The following is an 18,896-nucleotide window of genomic DNA, read 5'->3' as shown; positions in this document are numbered from 1 at the left end:
GGGGGTCAACTCGGACCATGAGCCGGCGCTGGGCTGAGAGGTGCGGTGGGGGACACGAGGACAGATGCGGGCACGACCGGACGCGGCCTGCCACCCGCGGTCCGGGCCGAGATCCTCGACGCCTACGAGCAGCGACTACGGGCCACCGGCAACGCGATCTTCGCCGACCCTGAGGCGCGCCGGCAGGCGCTGTGCCAGGCCAACGCGGTCATCGACGACGTCGACCGGTACGGGGCCAGCGGCACCGCCGAGATGGCGCCGGTGGCGACCCCGTTCACGCTCAGTGTCGGCCGCGACCGCGCCCAGCGCGGCATCCACCCCGTCCAGTCGCTGCGCGCCGCGACCCTGCTCTTCGAGGCCGCCCTGCCCCCGCTGATCCGCGAGTACGCCCGCGGGGACGCCGACGACGGCGCGGTCACCGCCACCATCGCCGCCACGCTGCACCGCACGATCATGGCCCGGATCGAGACGGGCGCCCTGTCCTACGTGGGTTTCCTGCTGGAGCGGGTGTTCACCTCGCACCTGGCCGAGCGCCGCCGGATCGGCCGGGAGCTGCACGACCGGGTGGCGCACGCCATCGGCGTGGGGCTGCAACACCTCGACCTGCACCGCATCTACCAGAAACGCCGGTCGGACCGGGCCGAGGGCAAGCTCGACCAGGCCGGGCGCGCCATGCGGGACGCGCTGTCGCTGACCCGGGCCCTGTCCGAGGAACTGCGGCACTCGGTGGGGCCGGCCGGGCTGGAGGACGCGCTGCGCGGCTACCTGAAGGCGAGCGTCCCGTCGAGCGTCGCGATCACCTGCACCGTCACCGGCGACACCCGCACCGTCCCGCAGGCCATCGCCGAGGAGATCTACCTCGTGCTGCGCGAGGCGGTCCGCAACGCCCTGCTGCACTCCGGCAGCGACCGGCTGGACGTCTCGGTCGAGGTGTGCGGCACGGCGCTCACCGCGACCGTCCGCGACCACGGCCGCGGCTTCACGCCGAGCCCCCAGGACCTCTCCGGCGGCGGCCTGCTGTCCATGCGGGAACGCGTCGAGCTGGTCGGCGGGGCGGTGTCCATCTGCCCCGGCCCCACCGGGGGCACCACGGTCGCCATCTGCGTGCCGTTGTCCGGGGAGTCCCGATGACCCACGGCACCGGGCAGACCCGGGTGGTCGTCGCCGACGACCACATGCTGTTCCGCGACGGCCTGCGCGAACTGCTGGAGACCGACCCGGGCTGCGCCGTGGTGGGCGAGGCGGCCACCTCCGACGAGGCCCTCGCGCTCGTGGCCCACCTGCACCCGGACGTGCTGCTGCTCGACGTCGAGATGCCCGGCCCCGGCACGCCGGTGGTCATCGACCGGGTGCGCCGGGAGTTCCCGCACACCCGGGTCATCGTGCTCACCATGCACGAAAGCGCGGCCATCGTGCAGGACCTGCTGGCCCGGGGCGCGTACGCCTACCTGGTGAAGAACATCGCCGGCGAGGAGCTGATCGCCGCCGTGCACTCCGTCGGCCGGGGGCGGGACAACGTGCTGCTGTCGGTGTCCCGGGAGACGATCGGCCAGCTGGAGAGCCACCAGGAGGGCACGCCGCCGCTGCTGTCGCAGCGGGAGCTGGACGTGCTGCGGCTGGTCGCGCAGGCGTACAGCAACGGGCAGATCGCCCACCGGCTCGGGATCACCGAGGGCACCGTGAAGCGGCACCTGACCAACATCTACGCCAAGCTCGACGCGGTGTCCCGGGTGGACGCCATCCGCAAGGCCGTGGCCGCGCGGCTGCTCTCCGCCGAGGAGACCAGCTGACCGACCGGGCCGCCCCGGGTGGCACCGGGCCGGGGCCGGCCGGTCAGCTCAGGCCCGGCGGTCAGCGCCGGACGACCCGGGCCGCCGCCACCGGCCCGGCCGGCGCCCCCGCCAGCACCAGTTCGCGCTCCTCGCCGGCCCGCCGGTCGGCGGTGAGCCGCCCGGCGGCGCGCGCCACCTGGAGCACCCCGTCGACGAGCTCCGGCAGGCGGTGCGTGGGCAGGGCCTGCTTGCCGTCGCAGAGCGCCGTGGCGGGGTCGCAGTGGGTCTCCACGATGATCCCGTCCGCGCCGCAGGCCGCCGCGGCCAAGGCCAGCGGCAGCACCCGGCTGGTCTCCCCGGCGGCGTGGCTCGGGTCGATGATCACCGGCAGGTGGCTGCGCTCCTTGAACACCGGCACGGCGGCGATGTCGAGGGTGAAGCGGTAGCCCGTCTCGAAGGTGCGGATGCCGCGCTCGCAGAGGACGACGTCGGGGTTGCCGCCGTCGAGGATGTACTCGGCGGCCATCAGCGTCTCGTCGATCGTGGCGGCCAGGCCGCGCTTGAGCAGCACCGGCACCCGCAGCCGGCCCAGCTCCCGCAGCAGCGCGTAGTTCTGCATGTTGCGGGCCCCCACCTGGAGCATGTCCACCGCCGGCAGCATCGCGTCGAGGTCGCGGACGTCGAGGACCTCGGAGACGACCGGCAGGCCGGTGGCGCGGCGGGCCTCCGCCAGCAGGGCCAGGCCGCGCCGGCCCAGCCCCTGGAAGGCGTACGGGGAGCTGCGCGGCTTGAACGCGCCGCCGCGCAGGGCGTGCGCGCCGCAGTCGCGTACGGCGTGCGCCACCTCCAGCAGCTGGTCGCGGCTCTCCACGGAGCAGGGGCCGGCGATGACGGTGAACCCGCCCGGGCCGACCGTGGCGTCGCCGAGCCGCACGCTGCTGGGCAGCCCGATGCGGGCCTGGGCGGACGCGCACGGGTACTGCCCCGGCACTCCGGCGACGTGCCGGACCTGGGGCAGGTGCGCGACCGCCTGGTCCACCGTCGCCAGGTCGCCGGTGAGGGAGAGCAGGTGGGGGCTGTGCCGGCGCACGTCGGAGCCGACCCGGTCGGCCAGGTTGAGCACCTGGGACAGTTCGCTTTCGGTGGCCGTCTCCCGGAGCACGATGATCACGGTCATGGTTCACCTCGCTGAATCTTCGACGGGGGTCCGCGCCGGCCGGCGCGGGCCCTGAGCCGGTGGCGGCGACCGACGCCGCCGCCACCGGTGGAGGTCAGCCGCCCACCGCGACGGTGGCGGGGGCGGTCGGGTCGACGGCTGGGTCGGCGAGCCGGGCGCGCAGGGCGGCGTCGACGCGGTCGAGCGTCGCCCGGGCCGCTTGGCCGCCCGGGCAGGTCCAGTCCAGCTCCAGCCGGGGGCCGGTCACCCGCGCGGTCAGGTCGGCCGCGACGCCGGGCAGCAGGTTCGCCCGGCGTACCGGCAGCCAGTCCTCGCCGTCGTCGGCGCGCAGCACGCGCACGGCGACGGCGGGCCCCCCGTCGGTCGGGCCGCCGGTCAGCGGGCCCACGACGTCCCGGGCCGCCGCCGGCGCGCCGGCCGGGGCCGGAGCCAGGGCCGCCGGGGCCCCGGTCGCCTCGGCGTACGCGTCGACGGCGAGCGCGCCGAGCAGCTCCTCGGGGCCGGTGCCGGCCCGCCGGGCGGCGGCGGCCAGCGCGGACCAGCCGTCGCCGACGGCGCGCTGCAACCGGACCGGATCGGCGGCGACGGGCCCCGCCGGCGCGGCGGACTCCGCCGGCGGCGCGGGTTCGGCGCGCAGCAGGTCCCGGACGGTCAGCGCGGGCGCGGGCCCGTCCGGCTCCTCGTAGCCGGCGGCGAGCAGCCGGGGCAGCACCTCGTCGAGGCTGCGATCGTCGGCGACCGCCGGGTGCACGGCCAGGTGCACGGCGACGACGTCGTCGGGCAGCAGCGTCAACCGCAGCCGGTACGGTGGCCCCTCGGCCAGGTCGAACGGCGTGGCCAGCAGCTCGGCGCGGACCTGGTCGAGCCGGTCGGCGGCGTCGACGGCGTCGGTCAGGTCGCGCACCGGCGGCGGGGCGGGCGCGCGCTCGGCGACCCGCTGGGTGCCGTCGGCGGCGAAAACCAGCCGCAGGGCGTCCTGCTGCGTGACCAGCCGCTGCCACGCGGCGACGAACCGGTCCACGTCGAGCCAGTCGCGCTGCCACTCGACGTACCGCACGCCGGGGGCGCCGGCCAGGCCGGCCTGGGCCGCGCCGAGGCCGAACGGCGCGTGGCGGCCCGCCGCGTCGTGCGTCACGACCCCGGGGGCCCGCCGGGGAGTGCCGGCCCGCTCGGCGAGGGCGGCCACGGTGGGCGCGCGGAACAGCTCGGACATCTTCAGCCGCAGCCGCGCCTCGTCGCGCAGCCGGGCCAGCAGCCGCATCGCCCGCAGCGAGTCGCCGCCCAGCTCGAAGAAGTCGTCGTCGACGCCGATGTCGTCGAGGTCGAGCACCTCGGCCCAGATCCGGGCCACCCGCTCCTGCGCCGGGTTCTCCGGCGCCCGGTACGGCGTGTCCAACTCGGGGCGGGTGCGCGGCGGGGGCGGCAGCACCGCCCGGTCGATCTTGCCGTTGGCCGTGGTGGGCAGGTCGTCGACGACGTACGCCGCCGGCACCATGTAGCTCGGCAGCCGCCGCCGCAGGGCGGCCCGGACCGCCGTCAGCTCCGGCGGCCGGACGCGGTCCGGCTCGACGTACGCGACGAGCCGCCGCTCCCCCGGGGTGTCCTCGCGGGCCAGCACCGCGCACTGGCGCACCCCCGGCTGTTCGGCCAGGACGCTCTCGATCTCGCCGAGGTGCACCCGGTAGCCGCGGATCTTCACCTCGTTGTCGGTGCGGCCGACGATCTCCACGGTGCCGTCGGGCCAGTACCGGGCGACGTCGCCGCTGCGGTACAGCACGGGGTACGGGTCGCCGGGCAGCTCGTTGGGCAGGAACTTGGCGCCGTTGACCTCCGGCCGGTTGAGGTAGCCGCGCGACAGGCTCTCGCCGGAGACGTACAGCTCGCCGAGCACCCCGGGGGGCACCGGCTGGCGGTTCGCGTCCAGCACGTACGCCCGGACGTTGGCCACCGGGCGGCCCACCGGCGGCATCCGGTCGGGGCGGCCGTCGGGCGCCTCGGCGGCCAGGGTGGACAGGTCGCAGGTGCCGACGACGGTGGCCTCGGCGGAGCCGTAGACGTTGAGCACCCGGAACGGCAGCTGCGGGTCGGGCCAGGAGCGCACCCGCTCGCCGGCGATGCGCATCCAGCGCAGCGCGGTGCCGGCGGGCCAGTCGAGCCGCCACAGCCGCTCGGCCATCGCGGTGAGCACCAGCGACTGCTCGATGCGCTGCTCGACCAGCCAGTCGCGCAGCTGCTCCGGGGACGCGGCGACGGCCGGCTCCGGGATGTGCACGGTGCCGCCGACGGCCAGGATCGGGAAGCAGTCCACCTGCACCAGGCCGAAGCCGGGCGAGCAGAGCCAGGTGCCGCGCTGCCCCGGCGCGAGGCCGCACTGCTCGCGCAGGACGTGCACGGTGTTGCGCAGCGGGCCGTGGCGCAGCAGCACCGCCTTCGGCTTGCCCGTGGACCCGGAGGTGTAGGCGATGTGGCAGACCTCCTCGTCGGCGACCGGGCAGCCGGGGTCGACGGCGGGGGCGGCCCGCCACTCGTCGCCCTCGACCTCCACGACGGGGCAGGCCACCGCGCCGAGGCGGGCGCGCAGGCCGGCGCGGGTCAGCACGGCCGCGGCCCGCGAGTCGTCGACCATGAACTCCAGCCGCTCCTGCGGGTACTCGGGGTCCAGCAGCACCGCCGTGGCGGCCAGCCGGAACGCGGCGAGCTGGGCGAGGATGCTCTCCGGGGAGCGTTCCAGGCAGACGCCGACCCGGTCGCCCCGGCCGACGCCGAGGCCCGCCAGGTGCTGCGCGAGCCGGTTCGCGTCGGCGTCGAGGTCGCCGTAGCCGAGGGTGCGGTCGCCGGCCACGACGGCGGGACGGTCGGGTGCCTCGCGGGCGACGCGGGCGACCAGCTCGGGGAACTGCTCCGGCGGGAACTGCCGGGCGGTGTCGTTCCACTCGTAGAGGATGGCCGACCGCTCGTCGGGGCCGAGCAGGGGCAACTCGGCGACGCGGGCGTCCGGGTCACCGGCGAGGGCGGTGAGCAGCCGGCCGAGGTGCGCGGCGATGCGCGCGACGGTGCCGGGGGCGAAGCGCGGGTCCGCGACGAGGCACGTGCGCCCGTCGGCGCTGGTGACGGTCAGCTCGGCGGCGGCCGGGTCGGCGGCCTCCGGCGGCCCGTCGACCACCACCGCGTGGCAGGGCCGCTGCCCGCCGGCCGGGTCCACGCCGCGTAGCCGCGCCAGCTCGGCCGGCGTGACCCCGCCGAGGTCGACGGCCGCCCGGACGGCCTCGGCGGCGGCGGCGCGCAGCCCGGCGACGGTCTGTCCGCCCTCGACGGTGAGCCGGACGGCGAGCAGCCGCCCGGTCGCGGCCACGGACCGGCCGACGAGCAGGCGCGGCTCGCCGCCGTAGCGGTGCAGCAGCGCGCCGACGCCGGCGAGGAGGTCGGCGGCCGGGTACGGCCCGCCCGGCACCTCCCGGACGACGGGCGCCGCGTCGCGCGCGGCGGCGGTCCGGTCGGCGGGCAGGTTGACCGCCCGCGGGACGTCCTGCAGATGTCGCTCCCAAGCAGCGGTGTCGGGCACGGCCGCCTCCTTCAGGTGGTCGACGGATCTCGGTCTCGGGTCGGCGGGCGTCGCGCCCGGATCGGCACGGCCCCGCCCCCATCGCTGGTTGTCGGTCTCCGGCGGACGTTAGGCAGGCCGGGTTAGACCCCGGTTACGGGCGTCCCGACGGCGGGCCCGACGCCGGATGGCGCGACGGCCGGCGGGCGCGGGTAACCGGGAGGCAACCGACGCGACGTATCATTTCCCACTCAATCCACCGGAGCCGGTCCGTGCCGGATATGGCGGACCGGTCCACCGACGGAACGGGAGGCCGGCCATGGCAGCACAGTTCCTCCGCGTCGTCGTCAACCGGGCCGGGCGGTACGCGTTGTGGCCACACGCCCACCCCACGCCGGCCGGCTGGGCCGACACCCACTTCATCGGCAGCCGGCTGCGCTGCCTGGCCCAGATCGGTGAGCTCAGCCGGACCCGGGGCGTCCCCGCCACCGGCCCGCCCGCCCACCCACCGGCGCACCTCCCGGTGCGGCTGGCGGCCGGGGCGTCGGGGCGGGTCGCCGTCGCCGACCCCACGGTGCAGACCCTGCCCGCCCTGCTGGCCACGGTCGCGGCCGCCAACCCGGACGCCCCCGCCGTCGTCCACGAGGGACACCCGACGACCTTCCGGGACCTCGACCGCCGCTCCGGCGACCTCGCCCGGCTGCTCGCCGAGCACGGGGTGCGCCCCGGCGACACGGTCGGACTGCTGCTGCGCGGCGGGGCGGACGCCGTCGTCGGGCGGCTCGCCGCGCTCAAGAGCGGGGCCGCGTACCTGCCGCTGCCGTCCGGGGACGGGCGCGGGGCGGCGCGGGTCGGCCTGGGGCTGGTGCTCGCCGAGCCCGAGTGGGCCGGATCGGCCCGTCGCCACGGCGTCCGCGTGCTGCCCTGGCGACGTCGCCACGGCTCGGGCCGGGCGCTGGTCCGCCCGGTGCGGGCGGACGACCCGGCGTACGTGCTGAGCGGGGTGACCCCGCTCGGGGGCCTGCTGCTGGCCCACCGCCACCTCGTGCTGGCCGCCCGGTCAGGCGCGATCGACGGGGACCCGGCGGACGCCGCTGCCGTGCCGCCCGGCGCGGTCGAGGCCGCCGTGTGGGGCCCGCTGCTGCGCGGCGACCCGCTCGCCCTCGGCCCGGAGGGCGCGGCGGCCCCGCCCGCCGGGGCGCTGCCCGGCGGCGACTGGCAGGTGCTCGACGACGGCCTCGTTCCCGCCGCCGTGGGCCGGCTGTACGTCGGTGCGCCCTGGCTGGCGCGGGTGGTCGCCGACAGCCCGCTGCGCTCGGCCGGGTGGCTGGTGCCCGACCCGTCCGACCCGGGCGGGCACTCGGTGCTGGTGGCGACCGCCTGGCGGGCCGTGCGCGCCCCGGACGGCCGGCTCCGGCTGCTCGGCCCGGCGGCCTGACGAGGCCGGCGGCCCGGTCGGTGGCCGGGCAGGTGCCCCCGGGCCGCCCGTGCGGTGGGCCGGCGCCCCGCCGGACGAGGCGGTGCCCCGCCACGTCGGCGACATGGCGGGGCACGGGCACGACCGGGGTCACGCCGGGGCGGGCAGCCGCGAGGCGGCGAGGAAGTTCGTCAGCATCGCCAGGCCGTGCTGGGTACGGACGCTCTCCGGGTGGAACTGCACCGACTCCACCGGCAGCCGGCGGTGCCGCAGCCCCATCACGTACCCGTCGTCGGCGGCGTGCGCCGTCGGCACCAGGTCGGTGCCGGCGAGGCTCGCCCCGTCCACGATGAGCGAGTGGTAGCGGGTGGCGGTCAACGGGCGGGGCAGGCCGGCGAAGACGCCCCGGCCGTCGTGGCGGATCTCGCTGGTCTTGCCGTGCATCAGGTGCCGGGCGCGCAGCACCCGCGCGCCGAAGGCCAGCCCGATCGCCTGGTGGCCGAGGCAGACCCCGAAGATCGGCAGCCGCCCCGCGTACGCCTCGACCAGCTCGACGTGGCCGCTCTCGGCCGGGTGCCCGGGGCCGGGGCCGAGCAGCAGCGCGTCGGCCCCCGTGCCCGGCACGTCGGCGACGCCGATCGCGTCGGAGCGCACCACCTCGGCCTCCATGCCGGCGCTGAGCAGGTACTGGCGGATGATGTGCACGAAACTGTCGTACGCGTCGACGAGCAGGACCTTCACAGCAGCTCCTCTCCGGTGACCGCCCAGTAGCCGGCGCTCAGCTTGGCCAGGGTCTCGCGCCACTCCCGCTCGGGCCGGGAGTCGGCGACCACGCCCGCGGACGCCCGCGTGTGGTAGCTCTGCCCGTCGTGCAGCACGGTGCGGATGCACAGGGCGAGGTTGACGTACCCGCCGACGCCGATCAGGCCGATCGCCCCGGCGTAGAGGCCCCGGCGGCTGGCCTCCGTCGACTCGATGATCTCCATGGCGCGGATCTTCGGCGCGCCGGTCATGGTGCCCGACGGGAACAGCGCGGCGAGCACGTCGTAGCTGTCCAGCTCCGGCGACACCGCGCCGGTGACGGTGGAGACCAGGTGCAGCACGTGCGAGTAGCGCTCGACGACCAGGGTCTCCGGCACGTCCAGGGTGTCCGGTCGGCAGATCCGGCCGATGTCGTTGCGGCACAGGTCCACCAGCATGATGTGCTCGGCGATCTCCTTCGGGTCGGCGGCGAGCCGCCGGCCCGCCTCACGGTCCCGCGCCGGGTCGCCGGTGCGCGCGGCGGTGCCGGCGATCGGCCGCATCGTGGCCGTGCCGTCCTCGACCCGCACGAACAGCTCGGGGCTCGCCCCGATGACGGTCTGCCCGGCCAGCGGGGCCAGGTACATGTACGGCGACGGGTTGCGCCGGCGCAGCCGCTCGTACACCCGGACCGGGTCGGCGTCGCTGCGGATGGTCAGCTCGTGGCCGATCTGCACCTGGTAGATGTCGCCGGCCGCGATGTGCCCGAGGCAGCGGTCGACGGCCCGACGGTAGTCGTCCTCGGCGACGTCGTCGGTGACCGCGAACGGCGGCATCGCCCCGTCCGCCGCCCCGTCGCCCGGCGGCCCGTCGGCGGCGTCCAGCAACGCGACCAGCTCGCCGGCCGGGTCGTCGGGCCAGGCCGGGGAGCGGTGCAGCAGCAGCTCCGCCGTCCCGGCCGTCAGGTCGAAGCGGACCAGGCCCCGGTGCAGCACCAGGCAGGCGTGCGGCAGCCGGGGGCCGCCCTCGATCAGGTACGGCAGCCGCTCGAAGTGCCGGGCCGCGTCGTAGCCGAGGAACGCCAGGAAGCCGAAGGAGAAGTCACCCGGCCCGGCGGGGGCGTCGAACAGCTCCTGCACGACGCGCAGCACCTCCTCCAGGCCGTCGACCCCGGCGGCCCGCGCCCGGGCGGCGGCGGCCAGGGCGGGCCGGCCGGTGACGGTCACCGCGCGGCCGGTCACCGCGACCGACAGCAGCTCCCCGAAACCGACGTACGCGTGGCGGGTGTCGCCCGCCGGGCCCGCCGGCGACTCCAGCAGGTAGACCTGGTCGGCGCCGAACCTGCGGCGCAGCGCGAGGTACGCGGCGAACGGGTCGGCGACGCGGACCCGGTGGCGCTCGGTGGCGACCGGCACGACGGTGTCCGGTCGGGCTGGTGCGAGTGTCATCTCTGCTCCTTGCCTGGACCGTGTCGGGGCGGGTCAGCTGCGCAGCGAGTGCGCGCCGGCGGCGGCCCGGGCGGCGGCGACGTCCTGGTCGGCCCCGGCCCGGTTGTCCTTGATCCGGGCGGCCTTCCAGCTCACGAACGCCCCGGTGTTGGTGATCGGGTCGAGTTCGGTGGTGACCTCCACCCGCGTCGGCACCCCGAAGTGCTCGGTGAGCCGGGTGGCGAGCGCGGCCCGCGCGGCGGAGCCGTCGGCGTCGGCGGCACCGTCGCGCAGCAGTTCCACGTAGACGGTGAGGGCGTCGGTGCCGTTGGGCGCGGTGTCGATGACCACCTGGTAGCCGAGGCAGCGGGACAGGCCGCCGAGCACGGCCGACTCGATCTGCGCGGGACGGTACCGCCCGGCGCCGATCGCGACCCGGTCGGCGACCCGGCCCAGCACCTCGACCACGTCGCCGGGGCCGCCGCAGCCGCAGGAGTTCGGGGCGACGGTCACCAGGTCGCCGGTCCGGTAGCGGATCAGCGGCTTGATGCCGTCGACGAGCATGGTCAGGCACAGCTCGCCGGTGCCGTACGCGCCGAGGCTGGCCTCCGAGTCGGGGTCCAGCACCTCGACCAGGTAGTTCGGCCCGGAGATGTGCAGCCGGTCCAGGTGGCAGCCGGTGCCGATCGCCATGGCCTCCTGCGACCCGTACAGGGCGGGGCGCACGTCCGCGCCCCAGATCGAGCGCACGTTCGCCCCGAACGCCGGGGTGCAGATCTCCCCCAGCACGGTGAACAGCTTCACCGGCAGGTCCCGCGCCGGGTCGAGCCCGTTCTGCAGGGCCGCCTTGGCCAGGTTCAGGCAGAGCGCCGGTGCGGCCACGAGGACCTCCACGTTCAGCTCCCGGATCAGCCGCAGCGCCTTGCGGAAGCCCACCCGGGGCGACTCCGGCCAGATCTTGACGTGGCAGGCGCCGAGGCGCTGGGCGACGTCGCCGAAGGTGTCGCCGAAGGCGTACAGCTCCGAGGGGCCCATCAGCCCGACCACCGGGCGGCGGCCGTCGAAGTAGTGGTCGAACAGCCGCCGCCACGCCCACTCGACGTGCACGTTGCTGGACATGACGTCCTTCGCGTCGCGGGGGCAGGGCGTGGACGCCCCGGTGGTGCCGGTGGTCTCGTAGTAGATCAGCGCGTCGGCGGGGGTGCCGGCGAGCACGTCGTGCATCTCACGGCGCAGGTCGTCCTTCGTGGTGAACGGCAGCCGGCCCAGGGTGTCCGGGGTGACCGCGTCGAGGTCGACCCCGGCGAGGTGCCGGGCGTAGAACGGCGACCGGGCCGTCACGTGCCGCAGCACCGCCCGCAGCCGGTTGGCCCGCCAGGTGGCCCAGTCGGCCGCGTCGAGCAGGCCGGCCTGGTACCGCTCGCTGACGAGCGGGTAGTCGCGCCAGAAGTCTTCTCCGGTGGTCGCGTTGGTCATGACTGTCCGCTCCCGGTGTGTGCGCTGGTACGTCGCCAAGGTCGCCGGCGACGCTAGGCGCCCCCGGTTGGCCGCCGGTTACGCGCGGGCGGGACCGGCGCGTAACCGGCCGCTCGTACGGTGCGCACCGATGGCCGCACCGTCGGGCGAGGAGGAGTCATGGGGACGCTGATGGGCCGACTGGCCGCCATGTCGGAGGAGGACCGGGCCAGGGTGCTGGCGAAGGTCCGGGGCGCCGCGGGCGGCGCGGCGGGCACCGGGGAACCCCGGCTGACCCCCGGGGCCTGCCCGGCGGGGCGGGGGCCGGCGTCGTTCGTGCAGGAGCAGCTCTGGTTCGTCAGCCAGCTCGCGCAGGGCGTCCCGGCGTACAACGTGTCGTTCGCGTTCCACCTGACCGGGCCGCTCGACGCCGACGCGCTGCTGGCGGCGGTCCGCGACGTGGTCCGCCGGCACGACGTGCTGCGCAGCCGGCTGGTGCTCGCCGACGGCCGGCTCGTCCAGGAGGTCACCGACGCCGACCCGCAGGTGCCGGTGCGCGACCTGACCGGCGCGCCCGACCCGCAGGGGGCCGCGCAGGAGCGCGTCGCCGAGCTGTCCCGCACCGCGTTCGACCTGGCCGCCCGGCCGCCGCTGCGGCTGGAGCTGCTGCGCATCTCCCCCACCCGGCACGCGCTGGCGTGGATCGCCCACCACACCCTGGTCGACGGCTGGTCGTTCGGCATCCTGCTGACCGAGCTGGCCGGGGCGTACCGGGCCCGGTGCGCGGGGCGGGAACCGGACCTGCCCGAGGTGCGACTGCAGTTCCGCGACGTCGCGCACTGGCAGCGGGAACGGATGACCGGGCCAACCCTGGACCGGCTGCTGGACCGCTGGCAGCGGCGGCTGGCCGGGCCCGCCCCGGCGGAGCTGCCCACCGACCGGCCCCGGGGCGCCGCGCAGACGTTCCGCGGCGGAATGCTCCGCTTCGACTTCGGTGCCGACGCCGCCGCCGGGGTCGCCGCCGTCGCCGACCGGCTGCGGGTCACCCCGTTCGCCGTGCTGCTGGGCGCGTACGCGCTGGTCGTGGCCGCGTACGCCGGGTCGGACGCGGCGGTGGTCGGCGCGCCGCTGGCCGGACGGGGCCGCCCGGAGCTGGACGCGGTGGTCGGCCCGTTCTCCAACACCCTGCCGCTGCGCGTCGACCTGTCCGGCGACCCAACCGGGGCCGAGGTGCTGACCCGCGCCAACGACGCGATGCTCGACGCGGTGTCGGGGCAGGACGTGCCGTTCAGCAGGCTCGCCGACGCGGTGCGCGGCGACCGGGACGCCCGCCGCAACCCGCTGTTCGACGTGCTGTTCAACCTGGGCAACCTGCCGCCGGGCAGCGACCGCGCCGACCTGGGCGGGCAGACCCGGCTGGAGGTGGCCGGCTGTCCGAACGGGACGGTCCGCCTCGACCTGGAGCTGACCGCCGAACACACGCCGCAGGCGCTGACCGGCCGACTGGAGTACAACGCCGACCTGTTCGACGAGGCCACGGCCGCCGCCCTGCTCGACGACGTACGGCTGGTGGTCGGGCAGCTCGCCGCCGACCCGACGACCCGCCGGTCGGCGCTCGAGGTGCCCGGCGCGCGCCGGCGGCGGCTCGCCGCGGTGGCCCGCGCCGCCGGCGACGACGCGGCCCCGCTGCGCCCGGCCCGGACCGCGGCCCGGCGGACCCGGGCGTGGAGCCGGTGACCCGGCCCCGGTCAGTCGCCGGCCGGCGGCCCGGCCGCGAGGACCTCCCGGTCCTCGTCGGGCAGCCAGCAGTCGGCCAGGTCGTGGGCCCGCCACCCCTCCAGCGCGCCGTAGTCGTGCAGCAGGTCGACGAAGTCGTGCAGGACGGGCCGCCGGTCGTTGCGCCGCCACAGCAGCGACCACGGGTACACCGGTCGCGGCTCGACCAACGGCAGGGTGACCAGGTCATCGGCCTGCGGGTTGGCCACGTCGGCGGCGGAGAGGAAGACCCGCCCCAGGGCCCGGCCCCGGCGCAGCAGCTCGTCCGCCCCGACGTTGTCGACCTGCTCGAAGGTGAGCGGGATGCCGAACCGGTCGGCGAAGAGCTGCAGGTAGGTGCCCCACTCCACGGCGCTGCCCGGGCTGGGCACCCAGACGCCGTGGTCGACCAGGTCGGCGGGGCGCACCGTCGACCGCCCGGCCAGCGGGTGCCCGGCGTCCACGACGGCCACCAGGGGCTCCAGCCGGATCAGCCGGTGCGCCACGGCGGTCGCGGTCGCGGCACCGGCGACCCGGCCGAAGACGGCGTCGATCTCGGCCCGGCGCAACGCCGGCAACGCCAGGGAGAGCCCGCGCCGGGCGCTGATCTCCAGGCGCAGCCGGGGGTTGCCGGCCAGCACCGCCGCGACGAGCCGGGCGGGGCCGAGCCGGTCGTGCAGGACGTCGACGCGCAGCGGGGTGGCCGGGCGGTGCACCGCGGCCACCGCCGCGTCGCCGGCGGCGAGCAGGTCGCGGGCCGGGCCCAGGAAGCGCCTGCCCGCCTCGGTGAGCGCGCTGGTGCGGGTGGAGCGTTCGAACAGGGGCCGGTCGAGCAGCTCCTCCAGCCGCTGGATCCGCTTCGACAGCGCCTGCTGGGACAGGCCGAGGCGCTCGCCGGCCCGGCCGAAATGCAACTCCTCGGCGGTGACCACGAAGGCTCTTACCAGCGCGAGGTCGAGATCCATGACGCCATCCTGTGGTGACAACCAATCGTTGTCAAACGCACCGGGCGGTTGTTGGACCGCGCTCGCCGGAAGTTATGGAATGAACATACCGGCGCATGCCGGTGGGTAAATGCGAAAACCCTCGCCGTCGACACCGGAACCGGGCCGGCGGAACGCCTGAACAAGAAGTGGAAGGAGGCGGCAGAATGGCTGCCACGCTGTCGCAACAGGATCTCCCGAAGGCCGATCCGCGCCGCTGGAAAGCATTGGCGCTGCTCGCGCTCGTCCAGTTCATCATTTTCCTGGACGCCACCATCGTCAATGTCGCGCTGCCGTCCATCCAGCGTGATCTCGGCTTTTCCGAGGCGACGCTGACCTGGGTGGTGAACGCGTACCTGATCACCGCCGGTGGTCTGCTGCTGCTCGGCGGCCGGATCGCCGACCTGGTCGGCCGGCGGAAGGTGTTCTGCCTCGGCGCCGGCCTGTTCGCGGTGGCCTCCGCGACCGCCGGCCTGGCCCAGAACAGCGAGGTGCTGCTGGCCGGCCGGTCGTTGCAGGGCGTCGCCGAGGCGCTCTCCGCGCCGGCCGCGATGTCCATGGTGGCCCTGCTCTTCACCGACCCGAAGGAGCGGGCGAAGGCGTTCGGCATCTGGGGCGGCCTGGCAGGGCTGGGCTCCGCCGCCGGTGTGCTGCTCTCGGGCGTGCTGACCGACCTGGCGAGCTGGCGGTGGGTGTTCCTGGTGAACATTCCGCTGGCCGTGATCCCGATGCTGCTCCTGCCGAAGCTGGCCGACGAGAGCCGGGCACCGGCCCAGGGCCGGCGGCGCCCGGACTGGCTGGGCGCGGTGCTGGTCACCGGCGGTCTGATCGCGATCCTCAACGCCGTGCTGAACGCCGCCCGCAACGGCTGGGACTCCGCGCCGGTGCTCGTTCCGCTGCTGGTCGGCATCGCCGCCCTGGCCCTGTTCGTGGTGGTGGAGACGAAGGTGGCGCAGCCGCTGGTGCCGCTGGGCTTCTTCGCCAACCGGGTACGCGCCACCGCGAACGTGGCGACCGTGTTCGTGGCCAGCAGCTCGGCCGCGGTGTTCTTCCTGATCGTCCTCTACACCCAGAACGTCCTGGGCTACTCGCCGCTCGCCAGCGGCCTGGCCTGGCTGCCGTTCTGCGTGGCGTTCATGCCCGGCCTGTTCCTCTCCACCAAGCTGATCATGAAGGTGGGTCCCCGGTCGACGCTGGCCGCCGGCCTGGCCGTCTCAGCGATCGGGGTGGCCCTGTTCACCCGGATCTCGGTCGACGGCTCCTACCTGACCGACCTGCTGCCGGCCATGGTGGTGACCGCGCTGGGCTTCGGCATGACGAACCCGGCCATGCAGAACGCCGCCCTGCACGAGGTGTCCGAGGCCGACGCCGGCCTGGGCTCCGGGATCGTCACCACGGTGCTGCAGATGGGCAGCGCCCTGGGGCTGACCGTCTTCGTCTCCCTGGCGTTGAGCCACCAGCGGGGGCAGCAGGCCGCCGGGGTGGCCGAGAACCTGGCCGTCGTGCGCGGGTACGACCACGCGTTCGGCATCGCCGCCGGGGCCCTCGCGGTGGGCGCGGTCGCCGCGCTGGTGATCCTGCGCGGCGTGCGGCCGACCGCCCCGCAGCAGGTCGACGCGGCCGCGGCCGTGGACGACGGCGCGGAGCAGGACCTCGACGACCTCGCCGACGCCGACCACAGGCGGCGTCCGGTGGGGCAGGGCGCGCGGGGCTGACCCGCCGCCCGACGCGGTGGCCGGGGCGGAGCGATCCGTCCCGACCATCGCCGTGTCCGGCCCTCCGGGGGCCCGCCGAGGGCAACCGGGCGCGGGGCACGGGCACGGTCGGCCCACGCCCGCTCCGCGCCGGCGGGCCGGTGACGCGACGCAATCCCTCCCGGCCGCCGGCAACCACCCCCACCGCCCCCTTTGCTCTGCACCCAGGGACGCAACACCCCACGCCGCGTGACGTACCGCCTGCTCCCCCGCCCCTCGCCGCCGGGCATCCGGGCAGCTCGGGCGGGGTGTTGCGGATACGGGTGCAGAGCAAAGGGGACGCGGCAGCTCCGGCGGGGCCGGCCGGGCACGACGCAGAGTCACGTTGGCCGGCCCGGGCAGCCGGCCCCCACGGGCCGTCACGTCAGGTGAGCGGCGGGGTCGGGGTGGGGCGGTGGGCAGGGCCAGGCGGGGCCAGGGCCAGGGCCAGGGCAGGCGCAGGGGCGGTCCCGGCCCGCGCCTAGCGCACGGGGCGCGGCGGGCTCGACGCGCGGCGGATGAACGCGACCGCCTCCCGGGCGGAGGTCGCCCGCATCGGCGGGCCGACCAGGTGGTCGAGGACCCGGGGCCAGGACGGCACCACCAGCAGGTGGCCGGCGTTCGGCACGACCTCCAGCCGGGCGTCGGGCAGGGCGTCGCGCCACCACCGGCCGTGCTCGGGGCCGGCGAGGGCGTCGTCGGCGCCGTACAGCAGCAGGGTGGCCGCCCCGACCTGGTCGGGGGTGAAGCCCCACGGGCGAAGCGAGTAGCCGGCGACGTCGTCCGCCATCCCCCGCACGCCCTGGGCGAACGCCTCGGCGAGCATGTCGCCGATCCGCGTCCCGACACCGGGGTCGGCCGGCGCGGCCCGGTCGGCCGGGTCCGCGCCGAGCAGCCGCAACGCCGCCGGGTCCCGGGGGTCCGGCGGCACCAGGACGGCCAGCGCGGCGTCCAGCTGGGCGCGGACGTCGGCGGGCGGCCGGTCGCGCAGCCCCGCGGTCAGGTCGCGCTGGCCCGGGTCGAGCCAGGGCACCTCCTCGTCCGGGGCGGGGGTGGCCAGCACGGCCACCCGGCGCACCAGGTCGGGCCGGCGGGCCGCGAGGGCGAGGGCGACCCGGCCGCCGGCCGACCAGCCCGCGACCGCCACCCGCCCGAGGCGCCGCTGGTCGATCAGCTCGGCGAGGTCGTCGGCGGCCGTCGGCACGTCGGCCCAGTCGGTGGCCGGGTCGGAGCCGCCGTAGCCGGGCCGGTCGAGGGCGAGGAGGGTGACCCCGGCGAGCCGGGTGGCCGCCGGGTCGGGGTCGAACGCGCCGGAGCCCGGGGCGGGATGGCAGAACACCACCACCCGCCGGCCGGTGTCCGCACCATGGCGGTGCACCACCGCCCGGCGACCGTCCCTGAGCGTGATGATCTCCCCGGTGCTGGACATGCGGCCGAGTCTGACAGCGGGCGGCGGCCGGGGAGCCGGTACGGCGGGAGGTCACCCGATCGGGTGACCTCCCGCCGTACGGCGCGCGCCGCGCTCAGGTGCGGGCCGAGCCGACCAGGACGCGGTCCTGCGACACCGGGGTCGCCGGGGTCTGCGGCAGGTCGTCGTCCGGTCGGGCCCGCCGGACCGCCCGCACGCCAGCCGCCCCGGCCAGCAGCGCGGTCACGGTGAGCAGGCCCAGGTACCAGTCGAGCCGGCCGGCCCCGGCCAGCCAGGTCGCCAGGGCCGGGGTGAGCCCGCCGGCCAGCGAGCTGGCCACGGCGTGCGGCAGCCCGATGCCGCTGGCCCGCAGGTGGGTGGGGAACATCGAAGCCATGATCTTCGGCAGGACCGCGGTCAGGCAGGACATGAAGAACAGCCCCGTGCACAGGCAGAGCACCAGCCGCCCGGTGCTGCCGGACGCGGCGTTCAGGGCGAGCGGGCCGGCCACCGCGAAGCCGAGGACGCTGACGCCGAGCATCGGCAGCACGCCCACCCGGTCGGCGAGCAGGCCCAGCGGGATCAGCACCACGATGGACAGGGCGATGGCGGCGGTGACCGCCGCGTAGACGGCGTCGGCGGGCATCCCGGCCTGGCTCTGGGCCAGCGCCGGGGCGACGGTGGTCCAGGTGGTCGTCTGCACGGTCACCCCGACCACGAACAGCGCGGCGACCACGACGGCGCCCCTGTGGTCGCGCCAGAGCCGGCGCAGGCCGGGCGGCGGGCCGCTGCGCCGGGCCCGGACGAACGCCTCGCTCTCCCCGAGCTGGCGGCGCAGCACCAGCAGCACCGCCGACAGGGCCGCCCCGGCCAGGAACGGCACCCGCCACGCCCAGTCGGCCATGGCCTGCGACCCGACGGTCGCGCTGAGCGCCAGGCCGAGCGCCGACGCCGCGAGGCCGCCAGCGGCGGAGCTGACCGCGAAGATGCTGCCGAACAGGCAGCGCCGGCTGCGCGGGGCCAACTCCATCAGGTACGACACGGCAGCCGGCCACTCGCCGCCGGCCGACAGCCCCTGCGCGGCCCGCGCGAGGAACAGCAGCACGGGGGCGGCCACCCCGATGGCGGCGTACGTGGGCAGCAGGCCGATGACCAGGCTGCCGCCGCCCATCAGCGTGATCGACAGCAGCAGGGCGAGACGGCGGCCCCGCCGGTCGGCCAGCGCGCCCATCAGGATGCCGCCGAGCGGGCGGAACAGCATGCCCGTCGCGTACGCGACGAAGACCGCGAGCAGGGCGGTGAGCGGGTCGGCGGAGGGGAAGAAGTGCTGGGCGATCAGCGGCGCGTACAGGCCGAAGATCAGCCAGTCGAAGTACTCGATGAAGTTCCCGGCGACGGTGGTGGCGACGGTGCGCGCCCGCCGTCGGGGCGTGGTGGCGGTCGGTACCGCGTGAGTGGTCATGGTCGTACCTCCGGATGGGTCGGCT

General features: G+C 76.4%; 13 protein-coding genes. 5 read left to right on the top strand and 8 right to left on the bottom strand.

The window, feature by feature from the left end; translation table 11 throughout:
• Positions 1-45: 45 nt before the first annotated feature.
• Together ACVMYR_RS24250 and ACVMYR_RS24245 are read left to right on the top strand one after the other, a co-directional pair.
• A complete protein-coding gene (locus tag ACVMYR_RS24250) occupies positions 46-1,131 on the top strand; it encodes a sensor histidine kinase (RefSeq protein WP_396788546.1) in 1,086 nt (361 codons plus the stop codon).
• On the top strand, positions 1,128-1,790 hold the full coding sequence (locus tag ACVMYR_RS24245; protein ID WP_396788547.1) for a response regulator: 663 nt from the start codon (positions 1,128-1,130) through the stop codon (positions 1,788-1,790). Before ACVMYR_RS24250 ends, ACVMYR_RS24245 begins: the two co-directional genes overlap by 4 nt.
• A gap of 61 nt (positions 1,791-1,851) precedes the next feature.
• Here ACVMYR_RS24245 and aroF read toward each other — a convergent pair whose 3' ends face one another.
• Together aroF and ACVMYR_RS24235 are read right to left on the bottom strand one after the other, a co-directional pair.
• The gene (gene aroF, locus ACVMYR_RS24240) at positions 1,852-2,949 is read right to left on the bottom strand and encodes a 3-deoxy-7-phosphoheptulonate synthase (RefSeq protein WP_457122828.1); all 1,098 of its coding nucleotides are present in this window, start codon (positions 2,947-2,949) and stop codon (positions 1,852-1,854) included.
• Positions 2,950-3,043: 94 nt separating this feature from the next.
• Complete coding sequence (locus tag ACVMYR_RS24235; protein ID WP_457122827.1) at positions 3,044-6,511, bottom strand: non-ribosomal peptide synthetase; 3,468 nt, start codon at positions 6,509-6,511, stop codon at positions 3,044-3,046.
• A 298-nt stretch (positions 6,512-6,809) separates the two neighbouring features.
• On the opposite strand from ACVMYR_RS24235, the gene ACVMYR_RS24230 reads away from it, so the two are divergent.
• Entirely contained in the window at positions 6,810-7,928 is a 1,119-nt protein-coding gene (locus ACVMYR_RS24230) for an AMP-binding protein (RefSeq protein WP_457122826.1), read from the top strand.
• A gap of 129 nt (positions 7,929-8,057) precedes the next feature.
• Here the strand turns inward: ACVMYR_RS24230 and ACVMYR_RS24225 are convergent, their stop codons facing one another.
• From ACVMYR_RS24225 to ACVMYR_RS24215, 3 genes are read right to left on the bottom strand one after another with little or no spacing between them, the layout of a single operon-like run.
• Positions 8,058-8,648, bottom strand: coding sequence for an anthranilate synthase component II (locus ACVMYR_RS24225; RefSeq protein ID WP_431894949.1), 591 nt, complete (start codon positions 8,646-8,648; stop codon positions 8,058-8,060).
• On the bottom strand, positions 8,645-10,096 hold the full coding sequence (locus ACVMYR_RS24220; RefSeq protein WP_077939823.1) for an anthranilate synthase component I family protein: 1,452 nt from the start codon (positions 10,094-10,096) through the stop codon (positions 8,645-8,647). The genes ACVMYR_RS24225 and ACVMYR_RS24220 overlap by 4 nt, the downstream gene beginning before the upstream one ends.
• Positions 10,097-10,129: 33 nt before the next feature.
• Entirely contained in the window at positions 10,130-11,551 is a 1,422-nt protein-coding gene (locus tag ACVMYR_RS24215) for a phenylacetate--CoA ligase family protein (protein WP_396788553.1), read from the bottom strand.
• Between the two features lie 159 nt (positions 11,552-11,710).
• On the opposite strand from ACVMYR_RS24215, the gene ACVMYR_RS24210 reads away from it, so the two are divergent.
• On the top strand, positions 11,711-13,267 hold the full coding sequence (locus ACVMYR_RS24210) for a condensation domain-containing protein (protein WP_396788554.1): 1,557 nt from the start codon (positions 11,711-11,713) through the stop codon (positions 13,265-13,267).
• 11 nt (positions 13,268-13,278) lie between these two features.
• Here ACVMYR_RS24210 and ACVMYR_RS24205 read toward each other — a convergent pair whose 3' ends face one another.
• Positions 13,279-14,250 (bottom strand): LysR family transcriptional regulator, encoded by a 972-nt coding sequence (locus ACVMYR_RS24205; protein WP_077939820.1) that lies wholly within the window; start codon positions 14,248-14,250, stop codon positions 13,279-13,281.
• A gap of 185 nt (positions 14,251-14,435) precedes the next feature.
• Here ACVMYR_RS24205 and ACVMYR_RS24200 point away from each other — a divergent pair, with 185 nt between their 5' ends.
• Entirely contained in the window at positions 14,436-15,983 is a 1,548-nt protein-coding gene (locus tag ACVMYR_RS24200) for an MFS transporter (protein WP_158229501.1), read from the top strand.
• 499 nt (positions 15,984-16,482) lie between these two features.
• On the opposite strand, the gene ACVMYR_RS24195 is transcribed toward ACVMYR_RS24200, so the two are convergent.
• On the bottom strand, positions 16,483-17,430 hold the full coding sequence (locus ACVMYR_RS24195) for an alpha/beta fold hydrolase (protein WP_457122825.1): 948 nt from the start codon (positions 17,428-17,430) through the stop codon (positions 16,483-16,485).
• 94 nt (positions 17,431-17,524) lie between these two features.
• The gene (locus ACVMYR_RS24190) at positions 17,525-18,871 is read right to left on the bottom strand and encodes an MFS transporter (RefSeq protein WP_457122824.1); all 1,347 of its coding nucleotides are present in this window, start codon (positions 18,869-18,871) and stop codon (positions 17,525-17,527) included.
• Positions 18,872-18,896 lie beyond the last annotated feature (25 nt).

Source organism: Micromonospora sp. PTRAS2 (assembly GCF_054052245.1).
Note: the sequence above shows the minus strand (reverse complement) of the source record. Positions and strands in the feature narration are given on the sequence as shown.